General features: G+C 29.8%; 14 protein-coding genes. 11 read left to right on the plus strand and 3 right to left on the minus strand.

Annotated features, from left to right (window positions below; genetic code table 11):
* The first annotated feature begins 81 nt into the window (after positions 1-81).
* Positions 82-468 carry a PUR family DNA/RNA-binding protein gene (locus tag HY951_12810; protein MBI5540937.1) on the plus strand — a complete coding sequence of 129 codons (387 nt, stop codon included), beginning with the start codon at positions 82-84 and terminating at the stop codon, positions 466-468.
* Between the two features lie 5 nt (positions 469-473).
* Here HY951_12810 and HY951_12815 read toward each other — a convergent pair whose 3' ends face one another.
* Entirely contained in the window at positions 474-767 is a 294-nt protein-coding gene (locus HY951_12815) for a thiamine-binding protein (protein ID MBI5540938.1), read from the minus strand.
* On the minus strand, positions 767-1498 hold the full coding sequence (locus tag HY951_12820) for a hypothetical protein (GenBank protein ID MBI5540939.1): 732 nt from the start codon (positions 1496-1498) through the stop codon (positions 767-769). Before HY951_12820 ends, HY951_12815 begins: the two co-directional genes overlap by 1 nt.
* A 134-nt stretch (positions 1499-1632) precedes the next feature.
* Between HY951_12820 and feoB the strand changes: the two genes are divergently transcribed.
* Positions 1633-4113 carry a ferrous iron transport protein B gene (gene feoB / locus HY951_12825; GenBank protein ID MBI5540940.1) on the plus strand — a complete coding sequence of 827 codons (2481 nt, stop codon included), beginning with the start codon at positions 1633-1635 and terminating at the stop codon, positions 4111-4113.
* A 216-nt stretch (positions 4114-4329) separates the two neighbouring features.
* Positions 4330-4797, plus strand: coding sequence for a hypothetical protein (locus HY951_12830; GenBank protein ID MBI5540941.1), 468 nt, complete (start codon positions 4330-4332; stop codon positions 4795-4797).
* Between the two features lie 9 nt (positions 4798-4806).
* Here HY951_12830 and HY951_12835 read toward each other — a convergent pair whose 3' ends face one another.
* The gene (locus HY951_12835; protein ID MBI5540942.1) at positions 4807-5010 is read right to left on the minus strand and encodes a hypothetical protein; all 204 of its coding nucleotides are present in this window, start codon (positions 5008-5010) and stop codon (positions 4807-4809) included.
* On the opposite strand from HY951_12835, the gene HY951_12840 reads away from it, so the two are divergent.
* The 8 genes from HY951_12840 (at position 5005) to HY951_12875 (ending at position 14315) form a co-directional block, all read left to right on the plus strand.
* Positions 5005-5715, plus strand: coding sequence for a hypothetical protein (locus HY951_12840; GenBank protein ID MBI5540943.1), 711 nt, complete (start codon positions 5005-5007; stop codon positions 5713-5715). The genes HY951_12835 and HY951_12840 overlap by 6 nt on opposite strands.
* A gap of 12 nt (positions 5716-5727) precedes the next feature.
* A complete protein-coding gene (locus HY951_12845) occupies positions 5728-6345 on the plus strand; it encodes a hypothetical protein (protein MBI5540944.1) in 618 nt (205 codons plus the stop codon).
* Between the two features lie 3 nt (positions 6346-6348).
* Positions 6349-7512, plus strand: coding sequence for an RNA methyltransferase (locus HY951_12850; protein MBI5540945.1), 1164 nt, complete (start codon positions 6349-6351; stop codon positions 7510-7512).
* Complete coding sequence (locus tag HY951_12855; protein MBI5540946.1) at positions 7502-8662, plus strand: PAS domain-containing protein; 1161 nt, start codon at positions 7502-7504, stop codon at positions 8660-8662. The genes HY951_12850 and HY951_12855 overlap by 11 nt, the downstream gene beginning before the upstream one ends.
* A 67-nt stretch (positions 8663-8729) precedes the next feature.
* A complete protein-coding gene (locus tag HY951_12860; GenBank protein ID MBI5540947.1) occupies positions 8730-9971 on the plus strand; it encodes a hypothetical protein in 1242 nt (413 codons plus the stop codon).
* A 188-nt stretch (positions 9972-10159) separates the two neighbouring features.
* The gene (locus HY951_12865; GenBank protein MBI5540948.1) at positions 10160-12217 is read left to right on the plus strand and encodes a M13 family metallopeptidase; all 2058 of its coding nucleotides are present in this window, start codon (positions 10160-10162) and stop codon (positions 12215-12217) included.
* A 188-nt stretch (positions 12218-12405) separates the two neighbouring features.
* A complete protein-coding gene (locus HY951_12870) occupies positions 12406-13602 on the plus strand; it encodes an isocitrate/isopropylmalate dehydrogenase family protein (protein MBI5540949.1) in 1197 nt (398 codons plus the stop codon).
* Between the two features lie 143 nt (positions 13603-13745).
* A complete protein-coding gene (locus HY951_12875) occupies positions 13746-14315 on the plus strand; it encodes a phosphohydrolase (GenBank protein MBI5540950.1) in 570 nt (189 codons plus the stop codon).
* The last annotated feature ends 1 nt before the right edge of the window (position 14316 follow it).

Raw genomic sequence — 14316 nt, forward strand, 5'->3', positions numbered from 1 at the left:
AAAGCATTGCAAGCTTTATAAAAAGAATTTATATTTGCCTATGTTGGAACCTAATGCAATTAACAGTAAAAAATTAAGATGATGGAAGGTTACGAAAGAAATGAGGAAAATCTACAGAATGATCGTGAAGAGATTTATTCTAAAGCAGTAAGAGCTGGTAAGAGAACATACTTTTTTGATGTTAAATCAACAAGAAAAGATGATTACTATTTAACTATTACCGAAAGTAAAAAAAGAATTGCTCCCGATGGTAAAATGTACTACGAAAAGCATAAATTATTTTTATATAAAGAAGATTTTGAGAAATTTGCAGATGGTTTAGATGATGTTATTAATTTTATAAAAAATAATAATTTTACTCAAGATGAGCAAGTAAATGATGAACAATCATCAACTCCTCCAAATTCAGAAGTTCAAAATTCTGATTTCTCAAATATTAGTTATGATGATTTAGAAGCTAAAAAATAATTTAGCTAACTATATTTCTTCATTTTATCTTCAATAAGAACATCATTAATTGCTGAAGATTGTATTTTAATATACATCATCATTGTTTCAGCTCCTTCAGAATAGCAAACCTCCTGAATTTTTGCAATAAGTTGTAATATTACATCAAGCTTTCCTTCTACCACAGTTTCAAATGGACAAACCTTATATGTTAATCCTGAATTATGGATAATTTCTATTGCTTTATCAACAATGTTGTACGGATGATTTGTTTTACTTACAGGTAGAGCCTGTATTGCAACATTTACAATATTATTCATTATTTATTTTCTTTTGATTGTCGGCTTATAAAATCCTTTATTTCTTTAGCATTTAATTTTTTAACATTAGTTACAATATAATTATCCATTAAAAAACCACCAAACTGATTACATTCATCAATAGCAGTAACAAAGGCATTTTTAAGTGAAACATCTAGTGGTACAAGAACTGTTAAAGTAAAAAAATATTTATAAAATTTTAATTGCTCAGTATTACAGTGATTCTTTTTTAAAACTACGTCAAACTCATTTAATACTACTTTTTTACGCATTTCATCAAACAAAAAACCTTCCTTTAAAAAGACAACTAAAAAGTATCTTAACTTATTGTTTTTTCCACCTAATCCAGATGAAATTAATATATGATTTTGTTCTAAAATCGAACTTTCCAAAAGCATTTTATTTTCTAACAATGCCAGTTTTGCCCAATATTCTAAATCGTTATCCGGATTTAATAAATACTTTTCAATAGTTCTGTAAGCTTCGGGTTTATCTATAAATGCAAGTTTTGATAATATCTCCTTTTTTAAAGGCAAAACAGTTAAAGGATTAAATAACAAATCCTTGACGATCATAACATTCTCATAATCGGACTCTTCCCTAACTCTTTTTGAATAATCAAAATATTCAACCTGTATATCAATAGGTATATTTTCTTCAATTATTTGAAATTTATCAGGAGTTTGTCCTAATAACTCATTAATTTTATTATGTATATTATGATCTTCCATTTTTTTAACATTACAAAAGTATTAATTTTTAATAGCTATATTTTTTTTATTTGACGGAATTACTAAAATACATCATTAATTTAAGTACTAAATAAGATAAAAAACCTTACCTTTGCGTTTATTTAATCTAAATAATGATACTCTCTGATTTACAGGTTGGCGAACAGGCAATTATAGTTAAGATAAAAGGGCGTGGAGCTTTTCGTAAGCGAATTACAGAGATGGGCTTTGTTAAAGGCAAAAAAGTCAAATTAATAAAACGAGCCCCTTTAAAAGATCCGGTTATATATGAAATTATGGGTTATGAAGTTTCGTTAAGAAACTCAGAAGCCTCACTAATTGAAGTAATAACAGAATTAGAAATAATCAATAATATTGAAGAACACGAAACTGAAAATCTTGTAAACGAAGAATTTCTTTTACAAAAAGCAAGTGAGAAAGGTAAAACAATAAATATTGCATTAGTAGGCAATCCAAATTGTGGAAAAACTACTCTGTTTAATCATGCCTCAGGTTCTCAGGAACACGTTGGAAATTATAGTGGTGTTACTGTTGATGCTAAATCTGCAAAATTTAAACATAAAGGTTATACAATAAAAATAGTTGATCTTCCCGGTACATATTCACTATCTGCATACTCACCTGAAGAACTATATGTAAGAAATTATATCTTTTCTGAATTCCCAGATATTGTGATTAATGTTATAGATAGCTCTAATCTAGAACGAAACCTTTATTTAACAACTCAGTTAATAGATATGGATATAAAAGCTGTAATAGCTTTAAATATGTATGATGAGCTGGAAAAGAAAGGGGATAAATTTGATTTCGAGAAATTTGGTAAAATGGTTGGATTTCCTGTTACTCCTACTGTCAGCTCAAGAGGAAGAGGCATTTACCATTTAATGGATAAAGTAATAGAATTATATGAAGATAATGAACCATATTACAGACATATCCACATAAATTACGGTCACAATATTGAGGAAAGAATTAAATTAATTCAGGAAAAAATAAAAATTAACAACAGTCTTACAGATAAATTTTCCTCAAGGTTTTTAGCTATAAAATTATTAGAAAAAGATAAAAATGTAAATCAGCTAATTGAAAGCTGCGAAAATAAAGCAGAGATTTTATCAATAGTATGCAAAAGCATAGATTTACTCGAGAATAATTTAAAAGAAGATAGTGAAACACTTGTTACCGATGCAAAATATGGGTTTATTGCAGGTGCTCTAAAAGAAACATACAAAGGTGGAACTAATACAAACAAAAACAGATCAAAAATAATTGATAGTTTTTTAACACATAAAATATTTGGCTTTCCTTTATTTATAGTAATAATGTGGATTATGTTTCAGGCAACTTTTACGCTTGGAAAATATCCAATGGGTTGGATTGACAGTCTGGTTAATTTATTCGGTAATTGGATTGATAACAATCTTGCAGCCAGCTCATTTAAAGACTTATTGATTGACGGTGTAATTCATGGAGTTGGCGGTGTAATTGTTTTTCTGCCAAATATTTTAATACTATTTTTCTTTATTTCATTAATGGAAGATACCGGCTATCTGGCCAGAGCAGCTTTTATTGTAGATAAATTAATGCACAAAATTGGTTTACATGGAAAATCATTTATCCCGTTAATTATGGGTTTTGGTTGTAATGTTCCTGCAATAATGGCAACAAGAACAATAGAAAGCAAAAATGACAGAATACTTACCATTTTAATAAATCCATTTATGTCGTGTAGCGCACGACTGCCTGTTTATATTTTAATTATCGGAGCTGTTTTTCCAAGTCACCCAGGAAACATGCTATTTGCCATATATATTTTCGGAATTATTTTAGCAGCATTAATGGCAATTCTTTTTAAGAAAACGTTCTTCAGAACTAAAGATATTCCATTTGTTATGGAATTACCACCATATAGAATGCCTACTTTAAGAAACACCACAAAACACATGTGGAGTAAGGCCACACAATACTTAAAGAAAATGTCGGGTGTAATATTAGTAGCTGCAATTATTGTTTGGGCTTTAGGCTATTTTCCTAGAGAAACAAAATACACTAAAGACTATCTTTCAATAAAACAAAAATTAGAAAAAGAGTTAATAAATAAGTCAAATACTTCGAATGTTAATTTTATTAACGATGAAATAAGAAATATCAACAATAAAATGAAAGCCGAGCACCTCGAAAACTCATATATTGGAAGAATTGGGAAATTTATAGAGCCTGTTATGCGTCCTTTGGGTTTCGATTGGAGAATGAGTGTTAGTTTAGTTGCCGGAATAACCGGAAAAGAAATTGTTGTAAGTACGTTAGGAGTCCTATTTCAGGCTGATGGAGCCCCTGGATTAAATAATCAGACTTTAATTTACAAACTTAGAAATGCTACAATTGACTCTAATTCTGAACAAAAATTATTTAATCCATTAACCGCTTTATCATATTTAGTTTTTGTTTTAGTGTATTTTCCATGTGTGGCTGCAATAGCAGCAGTTAGAAAAGAAACCGGGACATGGAAATGGGCAGCATTTACAGTTTTTTACTCAACAGCACTTGCATGGTTTTTAGCATTTTTAATACAAATAATTGGAAATCTCTTTTAATCTATGATTTTTGATATTATTACAATAACGATAGTCCTTGCGGCAATATTAGCTTCAGTTTTTATGATTTACAACTCATTTAAACCAAATTCAAAAAGACAGGGAAAATGCGACAAAAATTGTAGCTGTTAATTTTTTTCTGATAAACTTTTTTTCTTTTATTATCGTTTTTTAATATATTTGTATGTTAGAAATAAACTATTACACTTTAGAATCATGAGAACCAGCTTATTAATTTTATTAGTCATAGCTTTTATTAACTTTTCTAATATTTTAAAGGCTCAGACAGTAATTGAAATGACCCACCCTGGTGATGCTAATCTTGTATTATTGGTAGTTGATGATATTGCAAAAGCTGATATTGTAATTTACCGTACAGATGATAAAATAGATGCTGAAGAATGGGATTGTATGTGGAAATTCAGACAATGGGGATTTTCTAACTTCTCTATTTATCTTACTAAAAACCCTAATGACAGTCTTTTAACTGATCCTGAAATGGGTATTAATTACCAATTAATGGGAAAGGTATATTTTACAGACAAAAAAGACGAAAGAGGATATAAAACTCCTGGTTTCCAACTAGAGGGAGTTTTTCGTAAAACTTCTGTTGTAAAATCTGAAGAAAGTACTAAAAGTAAAGAAAAGGCAAGAAAAGAAGCCGAAGATAAATTTGGCGAATAATTTTTCTTGTTAACTATTATTTATGAAATATTTTAAATTAACCTCACTCCTACTTATATTATTTGTTATTGTATTATCTTGTAACAATAATGTAACTCCTAAAATCATTGAAGAACGTGATCCTGTACATAAAATTCTTGAAGAAAAGGATTCAATGGTTATTTTCCCTGCAGATACTTCTAAAGTTAAGCCAGTGCACAAAAAATAATGCATAAGCTAGTCTTTCTATTTCTAACATTTTCTAATCTGTTACAAGCTCAGGAGTCTATTTTATCATTAGCCAAAGATTCTGATGCAGTTTGCATAAATCATTCTAAAATTGCAGAATTTAAGGTTACTACTATCTGTTTTGCAGAAAAGTTTGATAGCCTCCTTTTTGTAAACTATCCTATTCCTAGCAGAAAAATCAAATTTATTTTTCATAAAAGTAATTTCAATGCTGATGGATTTTCAAGTAATTACGAATGGAGTTTTGCAGAATCTGACAACCTCAAAAAAGAAGAAATAGAAAAATCTTCCGGAAGTTTCTTTATTCCAAATGAATATAAATACATTTTCGATAATCGTTTAATTCAAAGTATTGCAATTTCTGATGCCAGTCCAATTACAAATATCTCATATCATTATTCGAATGACAGCATTTATCAGAATATAACTATATACTCAACTTCTACTTCATCTCAGGTTGTAAAAAAAGTATTTCATAAGAATTTCAATAAATCGATTTATTGCAATACAGGAAATAAACAACATTTTTTTCCTGTTACACAAATTATAAGTTTAGGGAAAATTAGTTCAAATAATATATACGTTAACGACCTGCCATTTATGTCTTTTTTTGATAAAATATTTGACAATAACCGATTTTTGATTGAAATTCGTACCGGATTATGGATATTAGCAGAAATTTCAGATTAAATTATAAATAATATGAAAATAATTTCAATTAGCACTTTGTTTATAATTCTTTGTTTGTATGGGTGTTATATTGGCAAGCCATTAAAAACAAAATCAATAATGTACATAAACTTTACTTCTGATACTAAAGTAAATACTTTTTTTGATGGCAAATATGCAAAAGAAACCAATTGGAAAGAATATAAAAATGCTTTTATTCAAGGTTTAAAATCCGAATCAGGATATTATAATCTTGAAATAACCGAAAATGAAAAACAAAGTGCAGATTTTATATTGGATATTTCAAGTTTTTATGTCAGAGAATCTACTAATTCAGAAACTGTAAACGATGCAGCTTCACCATATAACGGAAAAACATTTCAATTAAGTAGCTGTGAAGCAGGTTCTACATTTAAATTATATACTGGTAAGAGAGAAAAAATGCTTGGTGAATGGAGTTCATCAGCATTAAAAGATGAAAAAATATCAAATAACAGAAATTTTGGCGACTATGTTTTTGGAGCAAATAAGGATAATTCGGAATACAGATATAAAGAACTTGATGATAATATTTGTACTACCCTTAGCGAAAAATGCGGAAAGCATGTTATTGCAAAACTTACTCGTAAAATAGCTAAAAATCAGAAGTAAAAAATGAAATTTATTGCAAAAACATCTGCCGGACTCGAAGAAATTCTTGCTGAAGAATTAACATCACAAAATTTCAAGAACGTTAAAATTCTTCGCAGAGCTGTTGCTTTTACAGGTAATTTAGCAGAATTATACAGAGCCAACTATTGTCTAAGAACCGCATTAAGAATAATCTGGCCCATTTCTGAATTTACAGCAATTAACGAAACTGAATTATATAACAAAATATACGAAATAGCGTGGGATGAATACTTTGATTACAGAAAATCAATTTACATTGATGTATCTGCATACTCAAATAACTTCAGGCATACTGGTTTTCTTGCTCAAAAAACAAAAGACGCAGTTGTTGATAAATTCAGAGATAAATTTAAAATTCGACCATCAGTAGATAAGATTGATCCTGACATTGTTATAAATGTTCACATTTATGAGGATAATGTTACTATTTCGTTAGATAGCTCGGGAAAGACATTAAACCAACGAGGTTATAGAAAATTTACTGGCGAAGCTCCGTTAAATGAAGTTCTTGCTTCAGGAATGTTGTTAATTTCAAAATGGGATAAAAAATCTTTGCTTATAGACCCAATGTGTGGCTCAGGAACAATTCCAATTGAAGCTGCATATATTGCAACCAACACTCCACCGGGGTTTAATAGAAAATATTATTCATTCATGAGTTGGAATTCTTTTGATGTAAAAGATTTAACATGGGTAAAAGAAAGAGCTAATGCGGATATTATACCTTCAGAAGCTGAAATAATTTGTTCAGATTTAAATCCCGAAATGATTGACTTTGCTTTTAACAATGCGAAAAATGCCGGAATGGTAGATTATATTACATTTAAAAAAGAAGATTTTTTTGATTCTATTCAGCCAAAATCTGCAGGTTTATTAATTTGCAACCCACCCTATGGCGAAAGATTACAAATTGAAGATATTTATGCTTTTTATAACAGTATTGGTTCTCATTTAAAACATCAGTATATGGGTTTTAAAGCAGTTATTCTTTCTATGGATAACGAAGCAGCAAAATCTATAGGTCTTAAGTCTTCTAAAAAAGTTAAACTGTTTAACGGGCCAATAGAATGTACTTATCAGGAGTATCATCTATATCAGGGCAGTCGAAAAACAAATAATAATTCAAATTTAACTGATGGAAAATAAAAACATAACTCCCAGCGAATCATCCGAGTTTTTGTGGGCATTGTTTAATAATATTCCTTCTGCAATTTTTGTAATTGACAAAAATAACAAAATACACTTTTTTAATGATGCTTTCAAAAACCTGTTTGAAGCTGATGAATTTAATTCCTTAAATAAATTATGTGGAGAAGTAATAGGTTGTGAGTTTCAGCTTAAAGAAGGACAAATTTGTGGCCATACTACAGCATGCGAAAAATGTGCATTCCGAAATAATTTTATTAAAGGATTTATTGGAGATAAAGTTTTAAAAGAAAAAATAAGTAGAGAATTTGAAATTAAAAATATTAAAACTAAAAAGCATTTTACATTTATAAATAAACTTGTTCATTACAAAAATGAAGAAATGCAACTTGTTATTATTGATGACATAACCGAACAAGTTGAACAAAGAAAAAAATTAGAAGAATTATTAAAATTCAAAAACGAAATAATACAAATTGCAGCACACGATATACGAAATCCAATTACAGCAATATACTCGTTTGCAGATGTACTACTAGATAAATCAAATGCATATAGCCCAGAAAAAACTACAGAATTTATAAATATTATTAAGGACTCTAGTAAATTTTCAATCGAATTACTAAACGACTTGCTCGATTTTTCTACACTTGAAGCTGAAGAATCAAGATTAAGATTAGCTGAGGTTGAATATACCGCTTTCTTAAAAGCAATTATCGAAATTAATCAGGTTATTGCAAATAAAAAGAGTATTAAATTAGATTTAATTAGTAACTGTACCCCAATTAAATTACTAATAGATCAAAACAAAATTGAACAGGTAATTAATAATCTATTAAGTAACGCTATAAAATTCAGTAACAATAATTCTAAGATTGAAATATACTGTCATTTCTTTAATGATACCATTTTAACAAAAGTTAAAGATTTCGGACCAGGCATTGCGAATAATGAAATCAGCAATTTATTTAAGCCATTTAATCGTGGCTCTGCAGTACCTACTGGTAATGAAAAAAGCACCGGATTAGGACTTGTTATCTCTAAAAAAATTATAAAAGCACATAACGGAAATATATGGGTTGAAAGTAAAACAGGCAAAGGTGCTGAGTTTATTTTTACAATTCCGATTCAAAGTATTTTAAGCAAATAATTTATTTACCACTTTTTAACAATATTTTGATGTTTTCTTTGTTATTTTTGTTGCAAACAAATTTAACATGAAGAAAATAATATTGTTATTAACATATATATGTTTATCGGGACATTTGTTCTCACAAAGTGCAGAGAAAGAAGTAAATCGGACAGGTGCACTAAAATTATTTATTGAATGTAACGATTGCGATTTAGCATTTATTAAAAAAGAAGTATTATATGTTAATTATGTTCGCGATCCAAAGGATGCTCAAGTACATGTACTTGTTTCATCTCAAAGTACTGGAAGTAGTGGTCAAGAATATAAATTATTTTTTACTGGTCAAAAAGAACTTATTGGAATGATTGATACAATTATTTTCTCTACGAATGCAAATAATACAACTTTTGAAATAAGAAACGATTTCCTTCATAATTTACAATTGGGCCTTCTTAGATATGTTGCTAAAACTAAATTAGCTAAAAATATTTCAATAAAATATGAATCTATTGCTGATACTACTGAAGTTAAAGATAAATGGGATAGTTGGGTATTTACTTTAGGTTCTTCGGCATGGTTAAACGCAGAACAATTATATAATTCAGCAAGTATAAATTCAAATTTGCAAATAAACAGAGTCACTGAAAAATGGAAATATGATATTTATATTGGACATAATTATTATAAACAAAGATTTGAAATGAGCGATACTACAATATATTCAACAAGTAAATCACTTTACTCATCTGCGCTTATTGTTAAAAGTATCACAAATCATTGGTCAGCAGGCTTAACTGTTGGATCAAATTATTCTACCTATAGTAATATCAAATTAGGATATTTTGTATACCCTGCATTAGAATATAATATTTTTCCATACACAGAATCTTCAAGAAAACAATTCACCATCAGATATACAATTGGATATAAACATTATGATTATTTAGACACAACCATTTATAATAAAATAAATGAAAAGCTTTACACACAAAGCTTAAATATTACACTTAACACTATTCAAAAATGGGGAAATATATCAATTTCTATTAATGGACAAAACTATTTTCATGACTTTACAAAAAACAGTTTGAATACTTATATAGATTCAAAAATTCGCATTGTTAAAGGGTTATCTTTTAATATTTATGGTTCATATTCTTTTATAAGAAATCAATTATCATTACCAAAAAGCGGTGCAACTCAGGAAGAAATGCTACTTAGACAGAAAGAACTTGCTACAAGTTTTAGCTATTATTTTAGTATTGGTTTAAGCTACACCTTCGGATCTATTTATAATAATGTAGTGAATCCAAGATTCGGCGGTTAATTATTACCCTGATCTCAGCGTAGTTTGTAACTACGCTGAATAATATTCGCTGATCTCAGCGTAGTTTGTAACTACGCTGAATAGCATTTTCAACCCCATTTATTAAAAATCAAAAAAAATAATCAGCATATGCTATTTCTTATCAAAATTTATAAAAAACTTAATTAGTTTTGAGAAAACAATCTTTTATGAATTATAAAATAAACTTCTTGTTCTTTGCTGGCATAGCTGCTTTATTAGCTGGATGTTCCGGCGGATCATCAAATCAAACCGAATCAAAAGAAATGACAACAAAATCAATTGATCCAATTAATATGGATACAACCGTTGCTCCAGGTAACGATTTCTATCAGTATGCAAATGGTAGCTGGATTAAAAATAATCCTATTGGTGAAGAATTTTCTGTTTATGGCTCATTTCATAAATTAGACGAAGATAACACTATTATGCTTAAAGAGTTATTTGAGCAAGCAGCAAATTCAAAAGATGTAACACAAGGTAGCGAAATTCAAAAAATCGGAGATTTCTACTCCTCAGGTCTAGATACCATTAACATAGAAAAACAAAAACTTGAACCACTAACCCCTTTCTTTGATGAAATAGCTTCAATGAAAGATTCAAAGGACGTTTTAAATGTAATTGTAAAGCTTCATTCAATGGAAATTTTTCCGTTGTTTTACTTTTATGGTTCTCAGGACGACAAAAACAGTAATATGGTAATTGCTCAAATTATGCAGGGTGGACTAGGTTTACCTGATCGCGATTATTATTTAAGTAACGATGAACAATCACAAATGCTTCGTAAAGAATATGTGAAATATATTTCAACTTTAATGAAGCTTACAGGCAAATATAAAGATGCTGAAATAGCTAAAATTGCTGATGGAATTATGAAAATTGAAACACGTCTGGCAAAAGCATCAATGACAAGATTAGAAATGCGCGATCCTCAGAAATTGTATCATAAAATGCCAGTAGCAGAATTACAAAAACTTTCACCAGATTTTGATTGGAACTCATATTTTACACAAATTGGAAAAGCCGATTTAAAAGAAATTAACATTAACCAACCCGAGTTTATTAAAGAAATTGGTAAAATGATAAAATCTGTTCCTATGAATGAGTGGAAAGAATATTTTACTTTCAATTTAATTAATGACTGTGCACCATACGTTAACAGCGATTTTGAAAAAGCTCGTTTTGCTTTCTATGGAACTGTTCTTTCAGGAAGAACAAAAATGAAAGATCGTTGGAAAACCATTGTTGAATCAACAAGTGGAAATTTAGGCGAAGCAGTTGGAAAAATTTATGTAGAAAAATACTTTCCCGCCGAAGCTAAAACCAGAATGATTGAATTAGTAAAAAACCTTAAGGAATCATTGAAAGAACACATTCAAAATTTAACCTGGATGACCCCGGAAACTAAAGTTAAAGCAATTGAAAAATTAGGAACTATTAATTTAAAAATTGGATACCCTGATAAATGGAGAGATTATTCTGCATTAACAATTTCAAAACAAGCTTATGTGTTAAATGTTATTGCAGCTAATAAATTCGAATTTAAAAGGATGTTAGCAGAAATTGATAAACCTGTAGATCGTGCAAAATGGGATATGACACCACAAACAGTTAATGCTTATTATAGTCCAAATATGAATGAAGTTGTATTTCCTGCAGCAATTCTTCAACCTCCTTTCTTTAATAAAGATGCCGATGATGCAGTTAATTATGGTGGAATAGGTGCAGTTATTGGTCACGAAATGACTCACGGTTTTGACGATCAGGGCTGTCAGTATGACAAAAACGGTAACTTACAAAACTGGTGGACAGAAAAAGATGTTGAAAATTTTAAAAAACAAACAGCTCCATTAATTGTAACTTATAATAACTTTAAGATGCTTGACTCATTGCATGTTAATGGCGAATTAACTTTAGGTGAAAATATTGCAGATTTTGGCGGTGTTTCTGTATCAATGGATGCATTTAAGAAAACACTAAAAGGCGACGAAAAAACAATTGATGGCTTCACTCCTATTCAAAGGTTTTATCTTTCATATGCTGAAATTTGGAGACAACAAATTCGTGATCAGGAGTTAATGCGAAGGCTTAAAGAAGATGTTCACTCTCCTGCTCTTGCTAGAGTTAATGTAACAGTATATCATTCAGATGATTTTTATAATGCATTTCCAATAAAAGAAACAGACTCCAAGTTTGTTCCAAAAGATAAACGAATAAGAATTTGGTAATAAGATTTTAAATGCCTGTTAGAGCAAAATCTTTCAGGCTTTTTTTTACTTAACTAACATTATTATTTAATATTATATAATAGGTTTTAATATGTTTTGAAATATTAATTGCATCAATCTAATTCAAAAACTAATCTTTAATTTTGCACAAAATCTAAAACGAAAAATTTTAATAAAAATCAAATAATATGGGAAAAAGAACTATCGTAGCAATGCCAGGTGACGGCATAGGAAAAGCAGTATTGGAAGAATGTATCCGCGTATTAGACGCAGCAGGATTTGAAGCTAACTATGTAAATGGTGACATTGGCTGGGAATTTTGGTGTAAAGAAGGTAATCCACTACCAGATCGTACAATTAAATTATTAGAAGAACATAAAATTGGTTTATTTGGAGCTATTACTTCAAAACCAAAAGATAAAACAGCCGCAGAACTTGCACCTGAATTACAAGATAAGGGTTATACATACTATAGTCCAATTGTTACAATGAGACAACATTTTAACCTTGATATTTGTATGCGTCCTTGTCATACTTTTAAAGGAAATCCTTTAAATTTTATCAGACGTACTGCAAATGGTGGTGTTGAAGAGCCTCAGATTGATGTTATGATTTTCCGTCAGAATACTGAAGGTTTATATGGTGGTGTAGAATGGACCAATCCTCCAAAACAAGTTTATGATGCTTTAATGACTCATAAACAATTTCAAAAAAACTTTGCATGGTGTCCAGGTGAAGAATTAGCTGTATCAACAAGAATTTTTACAAAGAAATATGTAACAAGAATTGTTAGAGCTGCTTTTGAGTATGCTAAAAAACGTGGATTCGAAAAAATTACAGTTTGCGAAAAACCAAACGTAATTCGCGAAACATCAGGCATGATGTTAAAAGTTGCTCAGGAAATGAGTAAATCCGATTATCCAAATATTTGGGTTGAAGATGTAAACATTGACGCTATGACAATGTGGTTAACTAAAAATCCTGAAAACTATAATGTTATTGTTGCCGGTAATATGTTCGGTGATATAGTTTCTGATGCATTTGCAGGATTAATTGGTGGTTTAGGCTTTGCAACATCTGCTCAGTTTAACCCAGAATCAGGTGTTTGTGTATTTGAGCCTACTCATGGCTCTGCTCCAAAATATGCTGAATACGAAACTAGTATTGTTAATCCAATAGCTATGATTAATTCAGCGGTAATGATGCTCGAACATATTGGCGAAACTGTAATTGCTGAAAAAATTAAGAAAGCAGTTGCTGAAGTAGTTGCTGAAGGTAAAACAAGAGCATACGATATGATGAAACTTAAAGGTACACAGGCAGTAATTAATCAGGGCGCTGCTAGTACTCGCCAAATGGCTGATGCTATTATTACAAAACTATAATTTATACTAAGTCACCCTGAGCGAAGTCGAAGGTTATAGATTCTTCGCTTCGCTCAGAATGACAAACTTCATTTTTATCAGACATTTCATTTTTGTTAGATTCAAAATAACAAAGTTCAAAACAAATAATTTACATTTTAATTATGTTACAAATAGAACAGAAGTATAAAGAACAAGCAATAGCGCTTTGGCCAGAATTAGAATGGATTAAAGATGCAAAACTTAAAGAAGCTACAATGTTAACATGGGCTTTAGCTTTGCAAAAATCTGTACTTGGACCGGAAGATTTAAACACAATTCCTTTCACTCTCCTTTGCGGACCAGATTTTAAAGTAACATTTATGTGCCATAAACGTGCAGTGGTTCATGTTGCAAAAGACTGTGGCGATCAGATGAACAAATTCTTCAAAACTGATTTACCCGTAAATATGGATGTTCTTATTGCAGGTGCTATCCTAGCCGACGTAGGTAAACTTCTTGAATACGAATTAAAAGATGGAAAATCTATTCAGGGAAATTATGGAAAATATTTGCGTCACCCATTTTCAGGTGTTTCATTAGCTGAAATGTGTGGTGTATCTCCAGAAGTTTGTCACATTATTGCAACACATGCTGGTGAAGGTAATATGGTAAAAAGAACAACAGAAGCATATATTGTTCATCATGCAGATTTCATGACTTTCGAACCATTCCGTGAAAGATTAAAAATATAAT

Source organism: Bacteroidia bacterium, from assembly GCA_016218155.1.
Lineage (GTDB): Bacteria > Bacteroidota > Bacteroidia > Bacteroidales > GWA2-32-17 > GWA2-32-17.

Coding starts and splice junctions, on each gene's coding strand:
- HY951_12810 (MBI5540937.1), top strand. CDS start 82: ATGGAAGGTTACGAAAGAAATGAGGAAAATCTACAGAATGATCGTGAA.
- HY951_12815 (MBI5540938.1), bottom strand. CDS start 767: ATGAATAATATTGTAAATGTTGCAATACAGGCTCTACCTGTAAGTAAA.
- HY951_12820 (MBI5540939.1), bottom strand. CDS start 1,498: ATGGAAGATCATAATATACATAATAAAATTAATGAGTTATTAGGACAA.
- feoB (MBI5540940.1), top strand. CDS start 1,633: ATGATACTCTCTGATTTACAGGTTGGCGAACAGGCAATTATAGTTAAG.
- HY951_12830 (MBI5540941.1), top strand. CDS start 4,330: ATGAGAACCAGCTTATTAATTTTATTAGTCATAGCTTTTATTAACTTT.
- HY951_12840 (MBI5540943.1), top strand. CDS start 5,005: ATGCATAAGCTAGTCTTTCTATTTCTAACATTTTCTAATCTGTTACAA.
- HY951_12835 (MBI5540942.1), bottom strand. CDS start 5,010: ATGCATTATTTTTTGTGCACTGGCTTAACTTTAGAAGTATCTGCAGGG.
- HY951_12845 (MBI5540944.1), top strand. CDS start 5,728: ATGAAAATAATTTCAATTAGCACTTTGTTTATAATTCTTTGTTTGTAT.
- HY951_12850 (MBI5540945.1), top strand. CDS start 6,349: ATGAAATTTATTGCAAAAACATCTGCCGGACTCGAAGAAATTCTTGCT.
- HY951_12855 (MBI5540946.1), top strand. CDS start 7,502: ATGGAAAATAAAAACATAACTCCCAGCGAATCATCCGAGTTTTTGTGG.
- HY951_12860 (MBI5540947.1), top strand. CDS start 8,730: ATGAAGAAAATAATATTGTTATTAACATATATATGTTTATCGGGACAT.
- HY951_12865 (MBI5540948.1), top strand. CDS start 10,160: ATGAATTATAAAATAAACTTCTTGTTCTTTGCTGGCATAGCTGCTTTA.
- HY951_12870 (MBI5540949.1), top strand. CDS start 12,406: ATGGGAAAAAGAACTATCGTAGCAATGCCAGGTGACGGCATAGGAAAA.
- HY951_12875 (MBI5540950.1), top strand. CDS start 13,746: ATGTTACAAATAGAACAGAAGTATAAAGAACAAGCAATAGCGCTTTGG.